The sequence below is a fragment of the Amycolatopsis sp. NPDC043887 genome (assembly GCF_056435665.1).
In genome coordinates, this window is sequence record NZ_JBWKEB010000002.1 from 1 (window position 1) to 22,207 (window position 22,207).

General features: G+C 70.4%; 17 protein-coding genes. 8 read left to right on the forward strand and 9 right to left on the reverse strand.

What is annotated here, in order from left to right; all coding sequences use genetic code 11:
- Window positions 1–199 precede the first annotated feature (199 nt).
- Entirely contained in the window at window positions 200–1,174 is a 975-nt protein-coding gene (locus AC069H_RS05125; protein ID WP_478230692.1) for an aminoglycoside phosphotransferase, read from the reverse strand.
- A 73-nt stretch (window positions 1,175–1,247) separates the two neighbouring features.
- Window positions 1,248–2,216 carry a GNAT family N-acetyltransferase gene (locus AC069H_RS05130; protein ID WP_478231419.1) on the reverse strand — a complete coding sequence of 323 codons (969 nt, stop codon included), beginning with the start codon at window positions 2,214–2,216 and terminating at the stop codon, window positions 1,248–1,250.
- Between the two features lie 59 nt (window positions 2,217–2,275).
- Between AC069H_RS05130 and yaaA the strand changes: the two genes are divergently transcribed.
- On the forward strand, window positions 2,276–3,031 hold the full coding sequence (gene yaaA / locus AC069H_RS05135; protein ID WP_478230690.1) for a peroxide stress protein YaaA: 756 nt from the start codon (window positions 2,276–2,278) through the stop codon (window positions 3,029–3,031).
- 87 nt (window positions 3,032–3,118) lie between these two features.
- Window positions 3,119–4,570 (forward strand): trypsin-like serine protease, encoded by a 1,452-nt coding sequence (locus AC069H_RS05140; protein WP_478231420.1) that lies wholly within the window; start codon window positions 3,119–3,121, stop codon window positions 4,568–4,570.
- 53 nt (window positions 4,571–4,623) lie between these two features.
- Here the strand turns inward: AC069H_RS05140 and AC069H_RS05145 are convergent, their stop codons facing one another.
- The 3 genes from AC069H_RS05145 to AC069H_RS05155 all read right to left on the reverse strand — a co-directional run bounded on the left by AC069H_RS05145 (window position 4,624) and on the right by AC069H_RS05155 (window position 8,931).
- Window positions 4,624–6,147: a phytoene desaturase family protein gene (locus AC069H_RS05145; protein ID WP_478230688.1), complete on the reverse strand. Its 1,524-nt coding sequence runs from the start codon at window positions 6,145–6,147 to the stop codon at window positions 4,624–4,626.
- Window positions 6,148–6,220: 73 nt separating this feature from the next.
- Window positions 6,221–7,768, reverse strand: a complete 1,548-nt coding sequence (locus AC069H_RS05150; RefSeq protein ID WP_478231421.1) for a S8 family serine peptidase — start codon at window positions 7,766–7,768, stop codon at window positions 6,221–6,223.
- The gene (locus tag AC069H_RS05155; protein ID WP_478231422.1) at window positions 7,768–8,931 is read right to left on the reverse strand and encodes a S8 family peptidase; all 1,164 of its coding nucleotides are present in this window, start codon (window positions 8,929–8,931) and stop codon (window positions 7,768–7,770) included. The genes AC069H_RS05150 and AC069H_RS05155 overlap by 1 nt, the downstream gene beginning before the upstream one ends.
- 311 nt (window positions 8,932–9,242) lie before the next feature.
- Between AC069H_RS05155 and AC069H_RS05160 the strand changes: the two genes are divergently transcribed.
- From AC069H_RS05160 to AC069H_RS05175, 4 genes are all read left to right on the forward strand, one after another.
- Window positions 9,243–12,068: an ATP-binding protein gene (locus AC069H_RS05160; RefSeq protein WP_478231930.1), complete on the forward strand. Its 2,826-nt coding sequence runs from the start codon at window positions 9,243–9,245 to the stop codon at window positions 12,066–12,068.
- 331 nt (window positions 12,069–12,399) lie between these two features.
- Window positions 12,400–13,341, forward strand: coding sequence for a serine protein kinase RIO (locus AC069H_RS05165; RefSeq protein WP_478231423.1), 942 nt, complete (start codon window positions 12,400–12,402; stop codon window positions 13,339–13,341).
- A 344-nt stretch (window positions 13,342–13,685) separates the two neighbouring features.
- Window positions 13,686–15,185, forward strand: coding sequence for a DEAD/DEAH box helicase (locus AC069H_RS05170; protein ID WP_478230684.1), 1,500 nt, complete (start codon window positions 13,686–13,688; stop codon window positions 15,183–15,185).
- Between the two features lie 142 nt (window positions 15,186–15,327).
- A complete protein-coding gene (locus AC069H_RS05175; protein ID WP_478230683.1) occupies window positions 15,328–16,515 on the forward strand; it encodes an 8-amino-7-oxononanoate synthase in 1,188 nt (395 codons plus the stop codon).
- Here the strand turns inward: AC069H_RS05175 and AC069H_RS05180 are convergent.
- Complete coding sequence (locus AC069H_RS05180) at window positions 16,481–16,963, reverse strand: GNAT family N-acetyltransferase (RefSeq protein WP_219149924.1); 483 nt, start codon at window positions 16,961–16,963, stop codon at window positions 16,481–16,483. The two genes, AC069H_RS05175 and AC069H_RS05180, sit on opposite strands and share 35 nt — an antisense overlap.
- A 33-nt stretch (window positions 16,964–16,996) precedes the next feature.
- On the reverse strand, window positions 16,997–17,830 hold the full coding sequence (locus tag AC069H_RS05185; protein ID WP_478231424.1) for a S1 family peptidase: 834 nt from the start codon (window positions 17,828–17,830) through the stop codon (window positions 16,997–16,999).
- Window positions 17,831–18,164: 334 nt separating this feature from the next.
- On the opposite strand from AC069H_RS05185, the gene AC069H_RS05190 reads away from it, so the two are divergent.
- Together AC069H_RS05190 and AC069H_RS05195 are read left to right on the forward strand one after the other, a co-directional pair.
- Entirely contained in the window at window positions 18,165–18,827 is a 663-nt protein-coding gene (locus tag AC069H_RS05190; protein ID WP_478231425.1) for a M15 family metallopeptidase, read from the forward strand.
- 76 nt (window positions 18,828–18,903) lie between these two features.
- Window positions 18,904–20,298, forward strand: coding sequence for a mycothione reductase (locus AC069H_RS05195; RefSeq protein ID WP_478230680.1), 1,395 nt, complete (start codon window positions 18,904–18,906; stop codon window positions 20,296–20,298).
- An 86-nt stretch (window positions 20,299–20,384) separates the two neighbouring features.
- Here the strand turns inward: AC069H_RS05195 and AC069H_RS05200 are convergent, their stop codons facing one another.
- Together AC069H_RS05200 and AC069H_RS05205 are read right to left on the reverse strand one after the other, a co-directional pair.
- Window positions 20,385–20,861, reverse strand: a complete 477-nt coding sequence (locus tag AC069H_RS05200; protein WP_478231426.1) for a hypothetical protein — start codon at window positions 20,859–20,861, stop codon at window positions 20,385–20,387.
- 89 nt (window positions 20,862–20,950) lie between these two features.
- On the reverse strand, window positions 20,951–22,198 hold the full coding sequence (locus AC069H_RS05205; RefSeq protein ID WP_478231427.1) for a CynX/NimT family MFS transporter: 1,248 nt from the start codon (window positions 22,196–22,198) through the stop codon (window positions 20,951–20,953).
- Between the last annotated feature and the right edge of the window lie 9 nt (window positions 22,199–22,207).

Here is a 22,207-nt window from a genome sequence, read left to right on the forward strand (position 1 = left end):
GGGGGGGGGGGGGGGGGGGGGGGGGGGGGGGGGGGGGGGGGGGGGGGGGGGGGGGGGGGGGGGGGGGGGGGGGGGGGGGGGGGGGGGGGGGGGGTTGGGGGGGGGGGGGGGGGGGGGGGGGGGGGGGGGGGGGGGTTGGTTTCCCACCCCAACCCCCCCCCCACGACCACCCGGCACCAACCGCTCACGAATCGAGGCGCTACTGCCAGTGCGTCCGGTAAGCGAGCCAGCCCCGCATGGCCGCCGCGAGACGGCGCTGCGCCGCGCGGACGCCCGTCGTCGCGGGCGGTTCCGGTAGCCGGGAAGCTCGTTCGGCGTGCCCGGCCAGGGCGACACCGAACGCGGTGACCGCCCAGACCGGGACACCGGCAAGCACGGGGCGCCGCCGGAGCAGACGGTCGACGTCGGCGGGCTCGTGCCCGGCGTCGAGCAGGTACGGGACGAGCGCGACCAGATCGAGCCAGCCCGCGCCCCGCGCCGGGTAGCGCCAGTTGGTGACCAGCACCCTGCCCGGCCCGGTCCGCACCAGGTATTCGGGCTGGATGTCGTTGTGCAGCAACGTGTCCCCGGCCGACCAGGGATGCCAGGACGTCTCCAGTTGGACGAGCCGGTCGAGGTTGCGGACGGCCCAGCCGTCGAGGTCGTCCGGCGTTTCCTTCGCCAGTTCGTGCCAGCCGCGCAGGAGCGGGCCGAGATCGTCGAGGGCGTCCGGGACGTCGGGCAGCGGGCACGGCGTGAGCGTGCGCCCGAGCGCGCCGAAGGTGGCCAGCACCGCGGAGAGGTCCGGCGATCCGGGGCGCAGGTTCGGCCTGGTGCCGTCGAAGTCGGCGAACGCCAGCACCAGCCACTCACCATCCACAAAGGACAGAAGCTTCGGCGTGGGCGCCTCCGGGGGAAGCCGTCGCGCGATCGCGGCCTCCGTCCGGTAACCGCCCGCGCGCGGGCTGTCCGCCGGGATCGCCTTCAGGAAGACCCAGTGATGACCGCGGTCGAGTTCGAGCCGCGCGGCGACACCGCCGTCGAACTCCGGGGTCTGCCACAACGAGCGACGGACCACACGTCCCGAGGTTCTCTTTCCCGCCGAGGGCCTGAGGACACTGTCGAGCTCACGCTCCACGGCGTCACGCGTCGCCGACGGCAGGTCATGCCAGCCGAGGCGTGCGGAAACCGGCAACGCCCTACCACCCCCAGCGATCTCTCCGAGAGGATCGACTGTACCGAAATCCGCCCTTTCGGGTGACAACCGGTCAGGTCGGAACGGGCTTCACGTACCCGGCCCAGCGTTGGAACTCGCTGAACCCGACACGCTCGTAGACACCGAGGGCACGATGAGTGTTGTCCTGGTCGACGTTGAGCGAAGCCCGCTGGAAGCGCTTGGCCTTGGCCTGGGTGAGCGTGTGCCCGAGCAGCGCGCCCGCGATCCCGCGCCCGCGAAGGCTCGCGTCGGTCGCGACGTGGCTGACGTACAGATCCTTCACGCCGGTGGCGGCCGTATCGGAGGCGAAGTGGGCGCTCAGCACCATCGCGACCACCCGGTCCCTCTCCGGGCTCAGCAGCAGGAACGACAGGTCCGGCTGGAAGTCCTTCGCGCCGACGATCAGATGCCGCCACGCTTCCGGGGACTGCTCCGTGCTCCCCCAGTGGTCCGCGAAGGTCTCGTTACGGGACCGCAGCGTGAGGGCCTCGTACTTCTGCTCGTACGCGACGAGCGGGAACTCTTCGGGCAGCGGTTTGACCGGCGGGATCGAGCCGAGGTCCGCCCGCATGTCGACGAACCACCGGGCGTGCTCGTACCCGGCGTCCACGAGTACCTCGGAGAGCCAGCGCTGTTTGGTGTTGGCTGCGGCGTGCAGTTCCAGCGGCACGTCCGGGTGGGACGTCGCGTGGAGCTTCTTGCCCGCCTCCTCGAACCAGCCGGTGAGGCGCGCGGCGATCGCGGCGTCGCGGTACGCGGGGTGGACGAGGGTCTCGACCCGCATCATGTGCACCGGATCCGCCGCGTCACGTTTCCGGAGCAGACCGTAGGCGACCAGAGTGTCGCCATCCCAGGCACTGGTGGACGCCGTCGGCAGGTCGACGGTCGGCGTACCGATCTCTTCGGCGAGATCCTCCGCGCTGTAGTGCTCCTCGATCGGCTCGGCACGCTCCGCCTCGGCGAAGGTCTCGGCCAGTCGCGGCATGTCGTCCATGGTCAGCGGGCGCCAGGTCAGGCTCATGCGGACGAGGCTAAGGCCGCGGCTCGGGGTGACGCACTCCATTTAGTTACGCTTCCGTGGTGCTCGTGCTCCTGCCCCCTTCCGAGACCAAGGCCGCCGGCGGCACCGGCGCGCCGCTGGACCTCGACGCGCTGTCGTTCCCGGAGTTGAACCCGACCCGGGCGAAGCTGGCCGACGCGCTGGCCGAACTGGCCGTCGACGTCCCGGCCAGTGTCGCCGCGCTCGGCATCACGCCGCGGCAGGCCGACGAGGTCGCCCGCAACGCCGAGCTGTGGACTTCGCCCACGATGCCCGCGTTGCGCCGCTACACCGGGGTCCTCTACGACGCGCTCGACGTGAAGTCGTTCACCAGGGCGACGCTGGCGAAGGCCGAGAAGCGCCTCGCCGTCGCTTCTGCGCTGTTCGGGGTGGTCGCGGCGACCGACCCGATTCCCGCGTACCGGCTTTCGGGTGGCAACGCGCTGCCGTCGCTCGGCACGGTCCGCAGCGTGTGGAAGCCGGTCCTCGAACCGGCGCTCCAAGGTGTCGAAGGGCTCGTCGTCGACCTGCGCTCCGGGACCTACTCGGCGCTGGCGAAGCTCCGCCCGGACGCGGTGACCGTGCGCGTCGTGACCGAGGACGCGAAGGGCAACCGGACCACGGTGAGCCACTTCAACAAGGCCTACAAGGGGCGGCTGGCCGCGGAGCTGGTGAAGTCGCGCAGCGAACCGTCCACTGTGGAGCAGCTGATGCGGGTCCTGACGAAGGCGGGCCTCGACGTCGAGCGCACCGGAGACCACAGTATCGAACTGCTCACCGGCGACGGGGCGCATTAGTTCCGTACCCCTACGGGCTCCTTCCTCGGTTGTTCCGCCAGGTGCACATGCGGAAAGTGATTTCCAGCCACCTGGAAAGGAACCACCGTGAACAGAAGACAACGGCTACTGGGGATCGCCACCGCCACCCTCGGCTGCCTCTCGGTCCTCCTGCCCGCTCCGGCGGCCGCCGCGAACCTGCCCGCCGTCACCCCGACGGATCAAGCGGTCGTCCCCGGTGGACTGCACACGAATTCCATCGGCGGCACCCCCGCCTCGGTCCGGGACTACCCGTTCATCATCGCGGGCCTGCGCGAAGGCGGGACGCGGCCGCAGGGCCAGACGTGCACCGGATCGGTCGTCGCGCCGCGCAAGATCCTGATCGCCGCGCACTGCAAGGACGCGGCGGGCGAGAAGTCCTTCCTTTACGGGCTGGACGACCTCAACGCCGGTGGCGGGACGCGGATCGGCGTCGTCAGCTACGAGAAGCACCCGAAGTACGTCAACTTCGACCAGGGCTACGACGTCGCGGTCGTCACCACCGACGCGGACATCCCGGTGCCGGGTGGCCAGTACGCGAAGGTCGCGACGTCGGCCGACACGGAGCTGCACAAGCCGGGCAAGTCAGGGCTCGGGCTCGGCTACGGCAAGAAGGACCACAACGACGACAGCCGCAACGTCGAACTGCACAAGTTCACGCTGCCGATCGTCCAGGGCAGCAACTGCAACGGCGTCGGCGCGGGCTTCAAAGACGCCACGATGATCTGCAGCGGCTACAGCGACGGCCGCGTCACGATCCTGCCCGGCGACAGCGGCGGGCCGCTGATCGTGGACGGCAAGGTCGTCGGTGTCGCGTCCTGGAGCCGCAGCGATTTCAAGTGGTACAGCGTGTACGGCAGGCTCAACAACGAGATGGGCGACTGGGTCAAGCAGCAGATCGGCGAGCCGCAGAACCCGGAGACGTTCTCGCTCGGGGTGACGCCGTCGGCCCTCAAGGTCGAGCCGGGCAAGTACGTTTCGGCCACGGTGACCAGCAAGCCCGGCAAGAACGGCGCGGAGAAGGTCGATCTCAGTGCTTCGGGACTTCCCGATGGCGCGACAGCCACGTTCCAGCCCACGTCCATCACGTCGGGTGAGTCGGCGAAGGTGAGCATCGAGGTTCCCGCCGGTACGGCCGAAAAGGACTACGCGGTCACGATCTCGGGCAAGGGCACCGTCGACACCGCGACCACGAACCTGACGCTGACCGTCGGCGACGGCGCGCCCCAACCCGGCGAACTCAAGGTGGGCCTGAGTCCCACCAGCGGGACATCGCAGCCCGGCTTCTTCAGCAACGTCACGGTTTCCGCCACCGGGGGCACGGGCACGATCACGCTGTCGGCGTCCGGGCAGGGTCTGCCGTTCGCGCCGTTCTTCAGCCCGAAGACGATCTCGAGTGGCGGCAGTTCGACCATGCAGGTGGTCGCGCCGTTCCAGCGCGGCACGTACCCGGTGACCGTCACCGCGACGGACTCGGCGGGCAAGACCGCCACGGCGACCTACACCCTCACGGTCCAGTAATCGAATGCGCGTGAAGGCTCCCTTCCCTCGGCTGAGCCGAGGGAAGGGGGCCTTCACGCGCTCGCCAGCACCGCCATCGCGGCATTGTGCCCGGGAATGCCCGAGACGCCGCCACCTCGCACGGCGCCCGCACCGCAGAGCAGCACCCGCTCGTGCGCGGTCTCGACGCCCCAGCGGCCCACCTGAGCGGCATCCGCCGCGTAAGGCCACGACAGATCGCGATGGAAGATGTGTCCCGCGGGCAGCCCCAGCTCGGCTTCGAGGTCCAGCGGCGTCTTCGCCTCGATGCACGACCCGCCGTCCGGCGAACGCAGCACACAATCCTCGATCGGCTCGGCCAGCACACTGTCCAAAGAGGACAAGGTCGCACGCAACGCCTCCTCTCGCGCGGTGTCGTTTCGCCCCTCGAACAGCCGCGCGGGCATGTGCAGGCCGAACAACGTCAGCGTCTGCACCCCGGCCGCCTGTTCGGCCGGGCCGAGGATCGACGGATCGGTCAGCGAATGGCAGTAGATCTCGCACGGCGGCAGCGACGGGATCCGGCCCGCGGCGGCCTCCGCGTAGGCCGCCGCCAACTGTTCGTAGCCCTCGTTGACGTGGAACGTCCCGCCGAACGCCTCCCGCGGATCGACACTCGCATCGCGCAGCCTCGGCAGCCGTGACAGCACCATGTTCACCTTGAGCTGCGCGCCTTCCGGCGCCTCCGGCGGCTCTTCCCCCAGCAATCGCGCGAGCACTCGCGGCGCGACATTCGACAGCACGTGCCCGCCGCGCACGGTGAATTCGTCGTCGCCGAGCCGGTAACGCACCGACCCGCCGGGATCGACGGACAGCACCTCGGCACCGGTCACCAGCCGCGCCCCGGCCGCCCGCGCGGCCGACGCGAGCGCCCCGGTCACCGCGCCCATCCCGCCCACCGGCACGTCCCAGTCGCCGGTCTCGTTGCCGATCACGTGGTAGAGCAGGCACAGGTTCTGCCGGAAATCACCGGCTCCGGCGAAAGTGCCGATCAGCGCGTCGGTCAGGACGACGCCGCGGACGGTGTCGTCGCCGAACATCCCGGTGAGCGTTTCCGAGATCGGCCGTTCGAACAGCGCGTCCCACGCCTCCGGCTCGATGCCCGAACGCAGTTCCTCCCTGGACACCAGCGGTTCGGTCAGGGTGGGGAACGTCCGTTCCGCGACCTGGGCCGTCATCGCGGAGAACCGCCGCCACGCCTCGAAGTCCTTTGTGGACCCGGTGAGCGCGGAGAACGACGCCGCCGTACGGCCGTCGTCGCCCGTGTCGACAAGGAGACCACCGTCGCCGACGGGCGTGTACGACGACATCCGTCGCCGCCGGAGATCGAGGCCCAGCCCGAGATCCGCGATGATCTTGCGTGGCAAGAGGCTCACCAGGTACGAGTACCGCGACAACCGGACGTCGACGCCGGGAAAGGCCCGGAACGACACCGCCGCCCCACCGACCTCGTCGCGCCGTTCCAGCACCAGCACCGAGCGGCCGGCTCCGGCCAGGTAGGCCGCCGCCACCAGGCCGTTGTGCCCGCCACCGACGATCACGGCGTCGTAGGACTCCATGCAAAGCCTCCCAGCGAAAAACGACAGTGCGCCGCGGTCATCGTGACCGCGGCGCACCGCCGTTCGCAAGGACTCAGAAGGTGATGGAGAAGCCTTCGATCGTCCCGCTGTCGAACCGGTAGACGTCACGGACCCGCAGCTTCCAGGTCCCGTTCGCCGGTTCGGACGAGGCGTTCACCGTGTAGGACGTGTGCACGCCGCCCGCCTCGCCGATCCCTCCCGCCTGCTTGAGGCCGAACACCGCACCGCTCGGCCCGATCAGGTCTATCGCCAGGTCACCGGTGTAGGTGTGCGCGATGTCGACCTTGACGGGCAGCGTCGCCGACGCCTTGCCGTCGCAGCCTTCCTGCGTCACCGAACTGGTCACCGCGTCACCCGCGTCCGGAATGGACACCGGTGTCGTGTTGGATTTGGCCCCGCACGTCGGCGTGGGGCCACCGCCGCCGATGAACGACACGTTCAGCAGTTTGTTGACCGTGCCGGACGGCAGCCCCTTGAGCACGCCGTCGGAGGCGTTGTTCACCAGCGCGTCCCGCGTCTGCTGCGCGGTGGCACCGGAGTTCGCGGCGAGGTACAGCGCCGCCGCCCCGGCCACGTGCGGCGTGGCCATCGACGTCCCGCTCATGTTCGCCGAACCACCGTTGGACGTGGACAGCGACGTGATGTTGCTGCCAGGGGCGAAGATGTCCACGCACGAACTGTGGTTGGAGAACGAGGACTTCGCGTCGCTCTGGTCCGAGGCGCCGACCGTGATCGCCTCGGGGATCCGGGCCGGGCTGACGTTGCAGGCGTTCTGGTTCTCGTTGCCCGCCGCCACCACGTAGACGAAGCCCGCCGCGATGGACTTCTTGATGACGTCGTCGCCGAGCCCGACCTGGTCCATCCGCAGGCTCAGGTTCGCCACCGCCGGTTTGGTGCCGTTCGCGGTCAGCCATTCCGCCGCGTCCACGATGGCGGAGTCGGGACCGTTGCCCGAACAGTCGTTGCCCAGCACCTTCAGCCCGACGAGCTTGACCTTCTTCGCCACGCCGTAGGTCTTGCTGCCGATGGTGCCCGCGGTGTGACTGCCGTGCCCGTTGCAGTCCTTCCCGTTGCCGCCCACGAAGTCCTTGCCGATGGACGCGCGCCCCTCGTACTCCGGGTTCTCGGGGTTGATCCCGGTGTCGAGGTCGTACGCCGTGACGCCCTCGCCCGTGTTCGGGTAGGTGAAGCTCTTGTCCAGTGGCAGGTTCTTCTGGTCGACGCGGTCGAGGCCCCAGGTCGGGTTGGCCTGCGTGCCGACGGCACGCGCGGTTCCGTCCTGGTAGACCGCCTTGACCGCCGGGTCGGCCGCGAGCCGTCGGGCCTGCTGCTCGGACATACCCTTGACCGAGAATCCGCGGAGCACGTTCTTGTACGCCGACCGGACCTCGCCGCCGTAGCGGCCCGTCAACGTGGCCGAGGACTGCTCGACCGCCATGGTGCCGACATCGTGGAGCTCCACGATGTACTGATCGCCGTAGTGCTGCTTCGCCTGCACGACAACGCCTTCCGCCTCCGCGGCGAGGGCGTTGCCCGCGGCGAGCGCGGCCAGCGCGGTGGCCGCGACGGCCACCACACCGGCCCGCACGCCGCGCCGCATCAGAGACCCGCCACGTTCAGCAGCTTGTTGGTCGAACCGGTGCCCGGGCTCTTCACGACACCGCTGGTGGCGGCGTTGGCGAGACCGGAGGCGACGGCGGCGGGGGTGGCCGACGGGTTCGAGGTCAGGTAGATCGCGGCCGCGCCGGCGACATGCGGCGTCGCCATCGAGGTACCGCTCATCTGCTGGGTGCCGCCACCGTTGCGCAGCGACGTGATGCCGGTGCCCGGCGCGAAGATGTCGGTGCAGCTGCCGTAGTTCGAGAACGAGGACCGGCGGTCGTCGCTCTGGGTGGCGTTGACGGTGATGGCCTCACGGACGCGGGCCGGACTGGTGGAGCAGGCGTCCGTGTTGGAATTGCCGGAGGCCACCGTGTTGGTGATACCCGCGGACACGGCGCGGCGCACGGCGGCGTCGACACCGGAGTCGGCCGGGCCACCGAGGCTCATGGTGAGCACCGACGGGCCCTTGGCGTTCTTCACGACCCAGTCGATCCCGCTGATGATCTGCGAGTACTGGCCGCTGCCCTGGCAGTTCAGCACGCGGACCGAGACGATCTTGGCGCCCTTGGCGACGCCGTAGGTGGCGCTGCCGACGGTACCGGCGACGTGCGTGCCGTGGCCCTGGCAGTCGCGGGCGTCGCTGTCGTTGTCGATGAAGTCGTACCCGCTGGTCGCGCGGCCGCCGAATTCGGTCTGGCGGTAGTCGACACCGGTGTCGAGGACGTAGACGGTCGCCCCGGATCCGTTGTTCGGGTAGGTGTACTTCTTGTCCAGCGGCAGATTCTTCTGGTCGATCCGGTCCAGGCCCCAGGTCGGGTTGGTCTGGGTGCCGGTCATCTGCGCGACCGCGTCCTGCTGGACGAAGTCGACGTTCGGGTCGGCGGCGAGCCGTTTCGCCTGCGCCTCGGTCATCTTCACCGAGAAACCGTTGAGCGCGGCGGTGTAGGTCGCCTTCACCTGGCCGCCGTACTTGGCCGCGAGGCCGGCGTCGCCGCTCTTGAGCGAGACGATGTACCCGTCCGTGACGGCTCCCGGCACACCGGCGCCGCGGATCTGCCCCTCGGCGGCCGCGGCCGGTCCGGCGAAGGCCACGGTGGCCGCCGCACAGGCCCCGGCGAGCACCGCACCCGCGATCCGGTGACGTCGAAGTTCTCCACGCATTTCCTGAGCTCCGTTCACTCGAACAGGTGGTTCGCACCGGCGGGGATCCAGGGCCGGTGCCGTGACGTGCAGTCACGCATGAATCACTTTCGGGTGGCGGGACCTGCGCGAACAAGCGAGGCAACACTCCGTAGGACTACGTATCTAATAGGCGAACTCCCCTGCCCTACGAAAGTTCTGTGACGGTCCGAGTGGGTTCCGTGATCACTAAGCAGGCGCTTAAGCTGCGTTCACTCGAACGGTGTGGTTCGTGAAGCGGGGGTGACCCGGCAATGGTGATCGGTGGCTGCCGACGCACGACGAGCTCGCCCGTGCTCGTCGGCCGTGAGGCGGAACTACGCGAACTCCTCGACGGCGCGATGCGCTCGCCGTCGGTGATCATGCTCGAAGGCGAAGCGGGGGTGGGCAAGACCCGGCTCGCCGCCGAACTGCTGGCCTGCCCCGAACTGGCCGGACGACCGGTCCTCACCGGAACCTGCCAGCCGCTGCGCGAGCCCTTCCCGTACGGCGTGGTCTTCGACGCGCTGAAGGACATCCACCCGGCGCGCGACCTCAACCCCGTGACCGGCGTCCTCGCGCCCTATCTGCCGGAACTCGCGGCCTTCCTGCCGGAGCCGCCGCCCCGGCTCGGAGATCCGAGGGCCGAACGGCACCGGCTCTTCCGCGCCGTCCGGGAACTGCTCGGCTCGCTGGGCCCGCACGTCCTCCTCGTCGAGGACCTCCAGTGGGCGGACGACGGATCCCGCCGCCTGCTGCGATTCCTGATGACCGACCCGCCAGCGGGCCTGACCCTCCTGCTCACGTACCGGCGCGAAGAGACGCCCGGCGGTATCCCGCTCGGCAGCGCCTATCGGCCGGTGCCCGGCACCGCGCACGCGCTCGTCACACTCCGGCCGTTGGACCGCGACGGCGTCCAGGCGCTGGTTTCGGCGCTGCTCGGCGGAGCGAACGTGTCCGCCGAGTTCGCCGCACGGCTGCACGAGCGGACCGCGGGGATCCCGTTCGTGGTCGAGGAGATCGTGCACGCGATCGGCGGCGTCGAGGGCGCGGTGCACGCCGACGGCGCGACCGCACGGCATCTGCTCGACACGGTCGAAGTCCCGGCGCTGCTGCGGGAAGCGACGGTCGAACACCTCGTCGCGCTGCCACCGGCCGCCCGGCGGATCGCCGAAGCCGCCGCGGTCCTCGCCACACCGTCCACTTCGGACCTGCTGGCCGCCGCGGCCGCGCTCACCCCCGAGCGCGCCCGCCGCGCACTCGTCCTCGCGCTGGAACGCAACGTCCTGGTGGAGACCGGTGAGGGCACGTACGGCTTCCGGCACGCGTTCGCCCAGCGGGCCGCGTACCGCACCATCCCCGGCCCCGATCGCCAGGAACTGCACCGGCGGGCCGCGCGGCTGCTGCGCGACCGCCTCCCGCAATCCCTGGTACGGCTGGCCGAGCATTGCCGCAAGGCGGGTGACCGGGCCGGTGCCATGAAGTATGGCGAAGCGGCCGCGGACCAGGCGTCCGCGGTCGGTGATCTCGCGACCGCGACGGATCTGCTCCGTACTCTGCTCGACGAACCGGGACTGCAACCGTCCGATGTGGACAGACTGGCGGTCAAGTTCAGCTCCGTGGCGTGCAACGGCCTCGCGCAGACCGAGGTCGTCCCGGCACTGGAGCGGCTGCTCACCGACGGCAGGCTGTCCGGGCGCCTGAGCGGCGAGGTCCGGCTGGGGCTCGGGCTCCTGCTGGTGCGCCAGGCAGGCGGGCTGGAGGCCGCGAGGACCGAGATCGAGATCGCCGTCAACGACCTCGCCGACCGGCCCGACCTGGCCGGACGCGGGATGGGCGTCCTCGCGCAGCCGTGGGTCGGCGCGACCCCGCTGCGGGAGCACCGGCGCTGGATGGACCGGGTGGACGGGCTCATCGAGCGGGCGACCGACCGGCGGCTGAAGATCATCCTGCTGGCCAACAACGCGGCGTCGCGGCTGCACATCGGGGACGCCCGCGGCTGGGACATGCTGGACCGGGCGCCCACCAGCGTCGGTTCCGCCGACGAACAGCGGCATCTGGCGCGGCTGCACTGCAACACTGCCGACGCGTGCGCCTGGACGGGCCATCATCGGCGGGCCAGAAGCCTGTTGCACAGCGGGATGCAGCTGGCCGCCGACTGCGGGGCGCCGTACGTCGTCAGCACCGCCCGCGCGACGGCTGTCCACACCGACTGGCTCACCGGGAACTGGGACGGCCTCGCCGAACGGGCCCGCGCGCTGATCGACGAGTACCGCGACCTCCTGCCGGTGACCAGCGAACTGTGCCTGGTCCTCGGCCTGCTCGCCGCCGCGCGCGGCGAATGGGACGAGGCCGCCGCCCGGTTCGCCGGCACCGCGGCGGACCAGCCGGAGAACGCGTTCACGCCGGTCGCGATCGCCGCGCACGCCGGGATGGCGGGCATGCTGCTCGCGCAGGATCTCGGCGAGGCCGCCGTCGCGCAGGCCGACAAGGGACTGGAACTCCTGCGCGCCAAGGGTGTCTGGGCCTGGGGCGCCGATCTGCTGACGGCCGCCGTCGACGCGTACTGCGCCACCGGGCGGGACGCCGAAGCGCAAGCGCTGACCGACGAGTTCGAACGGGAGATCGGCGATCTCGACGCGCCGTCGACCCGGGCGGCGCTGGCCGCGGACCGCGGCCTGATCGCGGCGTCCCGGGGCGAGTACGCGGAGGCGATCGAGGCCTTCGAGCAGGCTCGGACCCGGTTCGAGGCCCTTCCCGCGCCGTATCACGCGGCCCTGATCGCCGAACGCGCCGCGCGCTGCCGTCTGGCCCGCAACGAGGACGTCGCCGAAACCTTCGCGGCGCTCGCGGAGACCTTCGACCACCTCGGCGCCACCCGCGACGCCGCGCGCTGCCGCCACGCCTTCCGGTCCACCGGCGCGGTCGCCCCGTCGCGGCGCGGCCGCCGTGGGTACGGCGACGAGCTGTCCCCCCGCGAGCGCGACGTCGCCCGCCTGCTGGCCGCCGGGCATACGAACCGGGAGATCGCCGAGGTGCTGTTCCTGTCCCGGCGCACGGTGGAACAGCACGTCGCGAGTGTCCTGCGGAAGCTGAAGGTGCGGTCGCGGAGCGAGCTGGCGGGACTGCGGTCGGCATAGGACAGAAAAGGGAACGGCGTGGCGGTGTGGCGTGGGTCGGGTTGGTCGTGAGTGGCGATTCGGGTTCTAACCCGAATCGCCACTCACGACCACCTGGGCACCCGCCACCGCCATGCTTGTCACTTCAACGCGCCGGAAATCAATTCGGTTGCGCGCGCCTGACGGCGTCCGCGATGATCGTGCGCGATCCGGCAGGGAGCCGGTGGATGCGACAGGGAGGTGCCTCGTGCTGATGACTGTCCGGGGCCTTGGCCGCCCCCATCCACTCGCCCCTCGAGGCTGAGCACGACGCTCGCCCGGTGGGGCATCCCTGACTAGGAGAAACCCACCAGTGCGCAAGCACGATCTCGAAGAGTCCTACGAACAACGTCCTCGCCGCACCCGTCGTGCCCGTTTCGACGACGAGCCCGAACCCACCCGCGGCGGACGGCTCACCGAAGCCGAACGCGTCCGGCTCGCCCGGCTGCGTGAGGACGCCTACACCGAGACCGCCATCCCCGACGGCACCGACCGCTGGAGCACGTGGGGAGACGCGGAGCACGGGCCGCTGCCGCGCCCGGACTGGGTGATCACCGAACTCGCGGCGGTGGACACCGAACTCGGCGTCCTCAAGACCGGCAAGGAGGCGGACGTCCATCTCGTCCGGCGCAATCTGCCCGGCACCGAGGGTGTCGTGCTCGCCGCCAAGCGGTATCGCAGTGGCGAGCACCGGTTGTTCCACCGCGACGCCGGCTACCTCGAAGGCAGGCGGATGCGGCGGTCGCGGGAGATGCGGGCCATGGAGTCGCGCAGCAGCTTCGGCCGGAACCTCATCGCCGAACAGTGGGCGGTGGCCGAATTCGGCGCGCTGAGCAGGCTTTGGACGGTCGGCGCGCCGGTGCCGTACCCGGTGCAGCGCGACGGCACCGAGCTGCTGCTGGAATTCCTCGGCGACGGCGAGACGGCCGCCCCGCGCCTGGCACAGGTCCGGCCGGAGCCCGAGCAGTTGCGGGAACTGTGGTTCCAGACCGCGGCGATGCTGGAACTGCTGGCGTCGCAGGGGCTCGCGCACGGCGACCTCTCGGCGTACAACCTGCTCGTCCACCGTGAGCGGATCATGGTGATCGATCTGCCGCAGGTGGTCGACATCGTGGCCAACCCCGGCGGGCTGGAGTTCCTCGCGCGGGACGTGCGGAACATCGCGACGTGGTTCCACTCGCGGGGGCTGCCGGAGCGGCTCACGGCGGTCCCGGAGCTGATCGAGGAGCTGAAGGAGATCGCCGGTCTCCGGTGACCGTCCACAGTGGCTCGCGGGGTCCTTCCCGGCACGATCACGCCGGGAAGGACCCCGCGGTGGAGACCCTGCCCACAATCGGTCCCTCCGGTTGGGAGGCCGGATAACGGTCCGGTACAGTAGTGACAGACCGCAACCGGCGGCGTGGATGAGTTGGTGTCCGTCGCCTCCAAAGCCAACCGAATGGCTCGCGGTATCCGTATCAACCAATTGGCGCGCGGTGTCACGCAGACGCGGTGTGCCGGGTTCGTCCCTGTGAACGCCCATCTGTGCACACCATCTTGCCTTGCCTGCGTGCGGGCAGCCCGGGCCTCCTTGTGACGTGCCACGTCCGAGAGGCATTTGTGACAGTCACGTTCAACTCCGGCCACACCTCACCGTCGGCCCGGCAGCACCGCAAGCCGCGCACCCGCCCCGCGGGTGACGCGATGCTGCACAACGACGCCGTCGAGAGTGTCAAGGCCACCACCTGGGCGGAGCTCGGGCTTCCCGAGCCGCTGCTGCGGGCACTGGCCGACGCCGGTATCACCTCCCCGTTCCCGATCCAGTCGGCGACCATCCCCGACGCGCTCGCCGGCCGCGACGTGCTGGGCCGCGCCCAGACCGGTTCCGGCAAGACCCTGGCCTTCGGCCTCGCGATGCTGACCCGGCTCAACGGCGGCCGTGCCCGTCCGAAGCACCCGCGCGCGCTGATCCTGGTCCCGACCCGCGAGCTGGCCATGCAGGTCGCCGACTCGCTGACCCCGCTGGCCAAGTCGCTCGGCCTGTGGTGCCGCACCGCCGTCGGCGGCATGGCCTTCACCCGCCAGGCCGACGCGCTTTCCCGCGGCGTCGACCTGCTGATCGCCACCCCCGGCCGGCTGTCGGACCACGTCCGCCAGGGCACCGCGTCGCTGTCGGACATCAACTTCGTCGCGCTCGACGAGGCCGACCAGATGGCCGACATGGGTTTCATGCCGCAGGTCCGCGAGATCCTCGACCTGACCCCGGCCCGCGGCCAGCGCCTGCTGTTCTCGGCCACCCTCGACGGTGACGTCGACAGGCTGGTCCGCGCGTACCTGACCGACCCGGTCACGCATTCGGTCGCGCCGTCGACCGCGAGCGTCACCACCATGGATCACCACGTGTTCCAGGTGTCGCACCAGGACAAGCAGGACATCATCACCGAGATCGGCGCCCGTGAGGGCCGCACGATCATGTTCGTCCGCACCAAGCACCACGTGGACCGCCTCACCGAGCGCCTGCGCGAGAAGGGCGTCCACGCGGCCGCGCTGCACGGCGGCAAGACCCAGGGCCAGCGCAACCGCGTCCTCGCGGACTTCAAGGAGGGCTACGCGCCCGTCCTCGTCGCCACGGACGTCGCCGCGCGCGGTATCCACGTCGACGACATCTCGCTGGTGCTGCACGTCGACCCGGCCGCCGACCACAAGGACTACCTGCACCGCGCCGGCCGCACCGCGCGCGCCGGGGCGTCCGGTGTCGTGGTCACGCTGATCACCCACGACCAGCGCCGCATGGTGCGCCGGATGACCGACCGCGCCGGTGTCCGCGCCGAGCAGACCACGGTCCGCCCGGGCGACGCCGAGCTCGCTCGTATCACCGGTGCGCAGCAGCCCAGCGGCGAGCCGGTCGTCGAGCGTCGTCGTGAGTCCCCGCGTCGTGGCGGTGGCCGCGGCTACGGTGGCGGCGACCGCGGCTACCAGGGTTCGCGTGAGGGTCACGGTCACCGCGAAGGCGGCCGTCCCGGTGGCTTCCGCGGCCGCCCGCGTCGTGGCGAGTCCGGTGGCGGCAACGGCCGTCCGCAGCGTCCGGGCGGACGCCCGCGTCGCAGCTACGACAGCTGAAGTAACTGAAGCCGGTCCTTCCGGCGGCTAGTGCCATGAACGGTCCGTTCCTTGCGAATTCCGCAAGGAACGGACCGTTCCTTGCGTTCGCTGTGGGGACCACCACGCCCAGCGCCGAGCGGCGGATGGGAGACTGCGGGACGTGACTTCTTCCGGCCCCGCTTTCCAGAACCTCCCGCCCGACCAGGTCTTCGACTGGCTCGACGTGGAGGCGGAGAAGCGGGTCGAGGCCGGGCTGGTGCGCAAGCTGCGCATCCGGCAGGCGCAGGAACCGGAGCTGGATCTCGCGGGTAACGACTACCTCGGGCTCGCCAGGGACAAGCGCGTCGCCGGTGCCGCCGCGGCGGCCGCGTTGCGCTGGGGCGCCGGGGCCACCGGCTCCCGGCTCGTCTCCGGCACCACCGAGGTCCACGCCGAACTCGAGCACGAGCTCGCCCGCTTCTGCGGCACACAGGCCGCGCTGGTCTTCTCGTCCGGCTTCACCGCGAACCTCGGCGCCGTCACGGCCCTGTCCGGCGCGGATTCCGCGATCGTCACGGACAAGTACATCCACGCGTCGCTGATCGAGGGCTGCCGCCTGTCCCGCTCGGACATCGCCGCCGTCGCGCACAGCGACCCGAGCGCCTTCAAGCACGCGCTCGCGACCCGCCGCAAACCGCGCGCGCTCGTCGTCACCGATTCCGTGTTCTCCGTCGACGGCGACATCGCCCCGCTGGAGCAGCTCGCCGGTGTCTGCCGGGAGCACGGCGCCTCACTGCTGGTCGACGACGCGCACGGCTTCGGCGTCCTCGGCGAGGGCGGCCGCGGCGCCGTCCACGCGGCGGGACTCTCCGGAGCGCCGGACGTCGTCACCACGATCACGCTGTCGAAATCCCTTGGGGCACAAGGCGGAGCAGTACTCGGGCCGCGTCGTGTGATCAAGCATCTCGTGGATACCGCGCGCAGTTTCATCTTCGACACCGGCCTCGCGCCCGCCAGTGCCGCCGCCGCGCTGGCCGCGCTCAGCGCGTTGAAGGCCGAGCCCGAGCTGGCCACCAAGGTGACCGAAGCGGCCGGAAACCTCGCGATGCAGTTGAAATCCGCGGGTTTCCGGGTCGGTCTCCCGGACGCCGCGGTGATCTCGGTGCAGGCGCCGTCGCCGGAATCGGCCGTCGCATGGGCGGCCGCGTGCGCCGATCAGGGCGTGCGGGTCGGGTGCTTCCGTCCGCCGTCCGTACCCGACGGCATCTCCCGCCTGCGCCTGACCGCGCGGGCCGACCTCACCGAGGCCGACGTGGACCGCGCGGTCGGGGTGATCACGGCCGCGGCGCCTCCCGGCGCCACATCGTGAGGTGCGGGATCCCGTCCTCCATGAACTCTTCGCCTTCGACCACGAAGCCGTACTTGGCGTAGAAATCCGTCGCGTACGTCTGCGCGTCGAGGACGCACGGCGCGTCCCCGATCCCCGCGAGCGCGGTCTCCATCAGCCGTCCCGCCAGTCCCTTGCCGCGTGAGCGGACGGCCGTGCACACCCTGCCGATGCGGAAGGTGCCGCCGGCGTCCTGCAGCACCCGAAGGTACGAATCGACGGCGACGGAACCCCCGATCCAGAGATGCCGGGTGCCGGGCAGGAGGTCACGCCCGTCGATCTCGTGATAGGCGCAGTCCTGCTCGACGACGAACACGTCCACGCGCAGGCGGAGGATGCCGTGCAGCTGCGCGGCGGTGATCTCGTCACCGGCGACGGACAGCGGGAACGACGAGGTCTCGATGATCGGGGTGTCGGTGCTCACGCCCACTTGTTAGCACATCGGACGTGAAGAAGGCATCGATCAGCCGATCAGGCCCCGGTTCTTCTGCTGGGAGATCTCGTCCGCGAAGTGGGAGACACGGGTGTAAACGCCGGGTTTGCCCGCCTTCGCGCAGCCTTCGCCGAACGACACGATCCCGATCAGCGTGTCGCCCACCATGAGCGGTCCGCCCGAATCGCCCTGGCAGGCGTCGACGCCGCCTTCGGGGTAGCCGGCGCACACCATGTCGCTCGGGTCGTAGCCCGAGTACGCGGTGCGGCAGGTCTTGTCGCTGACCACCGGGACGACCGCGCTGCGCAGGTAGTCCGATCGCGCGCCGCCCTCGGCGACCCGGCCCCAGCCGAGGACGGTCGCCTTGGTGCCTTCGCTGTACAGGTCGGCGTCGCCGTTGTCCGCGACCTTCGCGGGCCGGTACGGCAACTGGCCGCTGACCGTCATCACCGCGATGTCGTCACCCTTGCCGGGATCGCCGCTGTAGTCGGGGCTGACCCAGATCCGCGAAACCCGCAGCTCCACGCCGTCCCGGGAGCGCTTGTTGTCCCGCCCCGCCACCACGCGGACATCGGCGCGCTTGACCGCGACCGCGCAGTGCGCCGCCGTCGCGACCGTGGTGGAACTGACGATCACCGCGCCGCAGTACTGGTTGCCGCCGCGATCGGCCAGATAGACCGCGTACGGGTACTGCGAGACCGAAGCCTTGCCGCCGCCGACGATCCTCGGCTGGGCAGCCTGCTCCGGGCCGCTCATCGAGCCGTCGTCCGCCGACGCGCTGTTGACCGCGACCGGCACCATCACGGCCGTCGCGAGCACCGCTCCGACCGCGAGCAGCAGCGTGCGACGTGACTTCTTGGGCATGTTCTGTCCCTTCACCGGGGCGTACGTACGGTCAAACCCTGGGAAGTCATTCGACTCCAGCGCGTACACGAGCGATCGCGAATACCCTAATCGGAGAAAGCCCGATGTGGTGTCACTGGAACGGGTGGACCTGTGCTCACCGAACGCATCTGTCACCCTGGACCTCGTGCGGGCTACGGCGACTATTCTGGCGGCTACGGCCCTTCTGCTCTTCTCGTGTTCGAGCCCGGCCGTCACCAGCGGTCCGACCCAAACCTCTTCGGCGGCAACGACTCCGACCACCTCGGCCCCGCCACCCGCACCCGTCTGGCAGGTCGGGGCGAAGCCGCTTCCCTTGCGCGGTGACGGCTTCGGGCAGATCCTCCCCACTCCTCCCGTGCTGGCGAACCGTTCCCTGCCGACCGCCGACCTGCTTCCGCCGCCGGCCGGAGACCGGTTCTCGGGCACGGTGAATCCCGTTCCCGCCGACGTGCTCGCCCGCAGCACCTGGCAGGCGGGCTGCCCCGTCTCCGCAGGCGCACTGCGCTATCTCACCCTCTCGTTCTGGGGTTTCGACGGCCGCGCGCATACCGGGGAAATGCTCGTGAACGCGTCGGTGGCGAACGCCGTCGTCACCGTATTCGGGCAGTTGTTCGCCGCGAAGTTCCCGATGGAGGAAATGCGCGTGACCGCTCCCGCCGTACTCGCCGCTCTCCCGACGGGTGACGGGAACAACACCAACGCCTTCGTCTGCCGTCCGGCGCGAGGCCAGACGAACTGGTCCGCGCACGCCTACGGGCTCGCGATCGACGTCAACCCCTTCTGCAACCCGTACACCAAGGGCGACCTCGTGCTGCCCGAGCTGGCGTCGGCGTACCTCGACCGGGAAAACCGGCGGCCGGGGATGATCACCGCCGGCGACCGGACCGTGGCCGCCTTCTCCGCGATCGGCTGGACCTGGGGCGGCACCTGGACGACGCCGACGGACCGGATGCACTTCAGCGCCAACGGGCGCTGAACCGGGAACAACCGCACGCCGTGACAAGTTGGCTAGAGTCGGAACCACCCGCTCCCCCGCCGCAAAGGAAGACAGCGTGCCCCACTACGACCTGGTCATCGTCGGTACCGGATCGGGCAACTCGATCCTCGACCCGCGCTTCGCGGACTGGAACACGGCGATCGTGGAGAAGGGCACGTTCGGTGGGACCTGCCTGAACGTGGGCTGCATCCCGACGAAGATGTTCGTGCACGCCGCCAACGTCGCGGCCACGCCCGCCACGTCGTCGAAGTTCGGCGTCGACGAGGAGCTGACCGAGGTCCGCTGGCGCGACGTGCGCGACCGGATCTTCGGCCGGATCGATCCGATCGCCGCCGGCGGTCGCGAATACCGCGTCCAGCACGAGGACAACAAGAACGTCACCGTGTACGAGGGCGAAGGCCGCTTCACCGGGCACAAGGAGCTGCGGGTCTCCTACTCCGACGGCCGCCCAGCCGAGACGATCACCGCCGACAGGTTCGTGCTGGCCGCGGGCGGGCGCCCGGTGATCCCGGACGTCCCCGGTCTCGCCGAAACCGGCTACCACACCTCCGACACGGTGATGCGGCTCGACGAGCTGCCGTCGAGCATCGTGATCCTGGGCGGCGGGTACATCGCGGCCGAGTTCGCGCACGTCTTCGCCTCGTTCGGGGTGAACGTGACCGTGGTCAACCGGTCCGGCGCGCTGCTGCGCTCCGAGGACGACGACGTCAGCGCCCGGTTCACCGAACTGGCGTCGCAGCGGTTCGACGTCCGGCTCGACCGGAAGACCGTCCGCGCGCGCAAGACCGCGTCGGGCGTCGCTCTGGACCTCGAAGGCCCGGAAGGCGCCGAGACTGTCGAGGCCGACGTGCTCCTGGTCGCCACCGGCCGCACGCCGAACTCCGACCTCCTCGACGTCGCCGCCACCGGCGTGACCACGGGCGAGCGCGGGCACGTCGTGGTCGACGAGTACCAGCAGACCGTGGTCGACGGGATCTACGCGCTCGGCGACATCTCGTCGGTCTTCGAGCTGAAGCACGTCGCGAACCACGAGCAGCGCGTCGTGCAGCACAACCTGCTGCACCCGGACGAGCGGATCGAGGCCGACCACCGGTTCGTCCCGCACGCGGTGTTCACCTCGCCGCAGGTCGCTTCGGTCGGGCTGACCGAACGCGAGGCGCGCGAGCGTGGCGTTTCGTACGTGACGTCGCACCAGGACTACGCGGGCATCGCGTACGGCTGGGCGATGGAGGACACCACCGGCTTCGCGAAGCTGCTCGCCGACCCGGCCACCGGGCAGCTGCTGGGTGCGCACATCATCGGCCCGCAGGCGTCCTCGGTGATCCAGCCGCTGATCCAGGCGATGAGCTTCGGGCTGGACGCGAAGAGCATGGCGCGCGGGCAGTACTGGATCCACCCGGCGATGCCGGAACTGGTCGAGAACGCGCTGCTGAACCTTCCGCTGGACTGACCCTTCGCCGCATTTAGTCCTCTAAATGCGTTCTTCGGGCGCACGTGACGCCCGAGTACGGCGCATTTAGAGGACTAAATGCGCTCTCAGACGACGCGGTCGCAAGCGCGGGCCCCGTTCCGCGCCGCGAGCGCGCTCACCGCGTTCATCTCGGCGTCCGAGGCGCCCATCAAGACGGCCGAGCGGGCCCCGTCCTCCGAGAACCGCTCGCCCGCCTCGACGTACCGGCGGATCGCCGCCAAGAACTCCTCCCGCGCGGATGCCGCCCCTCCTGGCACCGCGCGGACCCCCGTCGCCCCCTTGAGGACCTCCTTGGCGTCGTCCACCCGCGTCGCGACGTAGTGCTGCCACTTGCGCAGCTCCGTCGCGGCGTCCCCCTTCGGATCCGGCCAGTAGCGCTCGATATCCGCGCCGCTGTCCTTCCATACCCACACGCACACCCGGTCCACGGCGCGGTAGAACTCGTGCGGCGAAGCCACCGCCGCGGGCCGCTCCGGCGCCACGGCGACGCACGCCGCGGCGAAACACGCCAGAGCCGCCCCGTACGCCGGTCCCTCCACCACGCCGACCCCCAGGACCGAGTTTTGAACAGGTTCAACTCAATCAGGCTATGGCTCCGCCCCGGCCGGGTCAAGATGTTTTTTGAACGCGTTCAGACGAAGCGGCGGCGGCCGGCCAAGGCGCCGAAGGTCATCTGCGCGGCGAAGACGGCGAGCATCATGATCCAGGGAACGGTCCAGCCGTGGGTGAGATCGTGAAGCAGCCCGAAGAGGAATGGCCCGACGGCGGCCATCAGGTAACCGATGCCCTGCGCCATCCCCGACAGCCGCGCGGTGTCCTCGCCGGTGCGCGCCCGCAGCGCGATCACCGTCAGCGCGAGCGAGAAGACGCTCATCCCGAGCCCGATGAGGATGCACCAGAGCAGCGGCGAGGCGGCCGGAGCGACCATCATGCCGCCCATGCCGACGAAGCCGGGAACACCCAGTCCGACGATCCACGGGCTCTGGCTCTTGTGCCGCGCGGCCATCGGCGCCACCACGAGACTGATCGGGACGGCGATGAGCGAGATCAGGCCGAGCAACAGCCCGGAATCCCCCTTGCTCACCCCCGCGTCGATCATCACTTCCGGCAGCCAGCCCATCACGACGTAGGCCAAAAAGGCCTGAGTTCCGAAGAAAAGCGTGACCATCCACGCAAGGGGGCTACGCAGGAGCGATCGCCCGCTACCCTGCTTGCCTGCCTCGACAACGGGCGCACGCCCCGCACCGCGGGCTGCGAAAATCCAGACGAGGAGTGCGAGCACCGCCAGTACCGACCAGGCGCCGAGACCTTGGCGCCAGCCGCCGAACGCGTTCTCCAAGGGAGGGGTGAGCGCGGACCCCAGGGCGCCCCCGCCCTGCAGAGCGGCGGTGTACACGCCGGTCATCATGCCGACACGTGCCGGGAAGGAGTCCTTGATGACGACCGGGATCAGTACGTTCGCCAGGGCGATTCCCGCCGTGGCCACCAGGGTTCCCCCGAGCACGACGTACGGTCCGTCGAGCACCCGCAGCACCAGGCCGACGGCCAGCACCGAAAGCGCGGAAGCGATGGCCGCGCCGATGCCGAATCGGCGGGCCAGCAGGGGCGCGGCGAGACCGGCGGCGGCGAAACAGAGGCCAGGGAGCGTGGTGAGCACACCGGCCCAGGTCGCCGTGGCGCCGAGGTCGTCGCGCATCTCGCCGAGGATCGGGCCGACACTGGTGATGGCCGGGCGCAGGTTGAGCGCCACCAGGATCACCGCGACACCGAGCAGCACGCCGCCGGTGATCACTCCCGGCCGCCACTCCGTTTCGATCGAGCCTTCGAGTTCGAGACTTTCGTCGAACGGGGAAACGGCTTCTCGGGAGTCGACACGCACGTCGGCTAG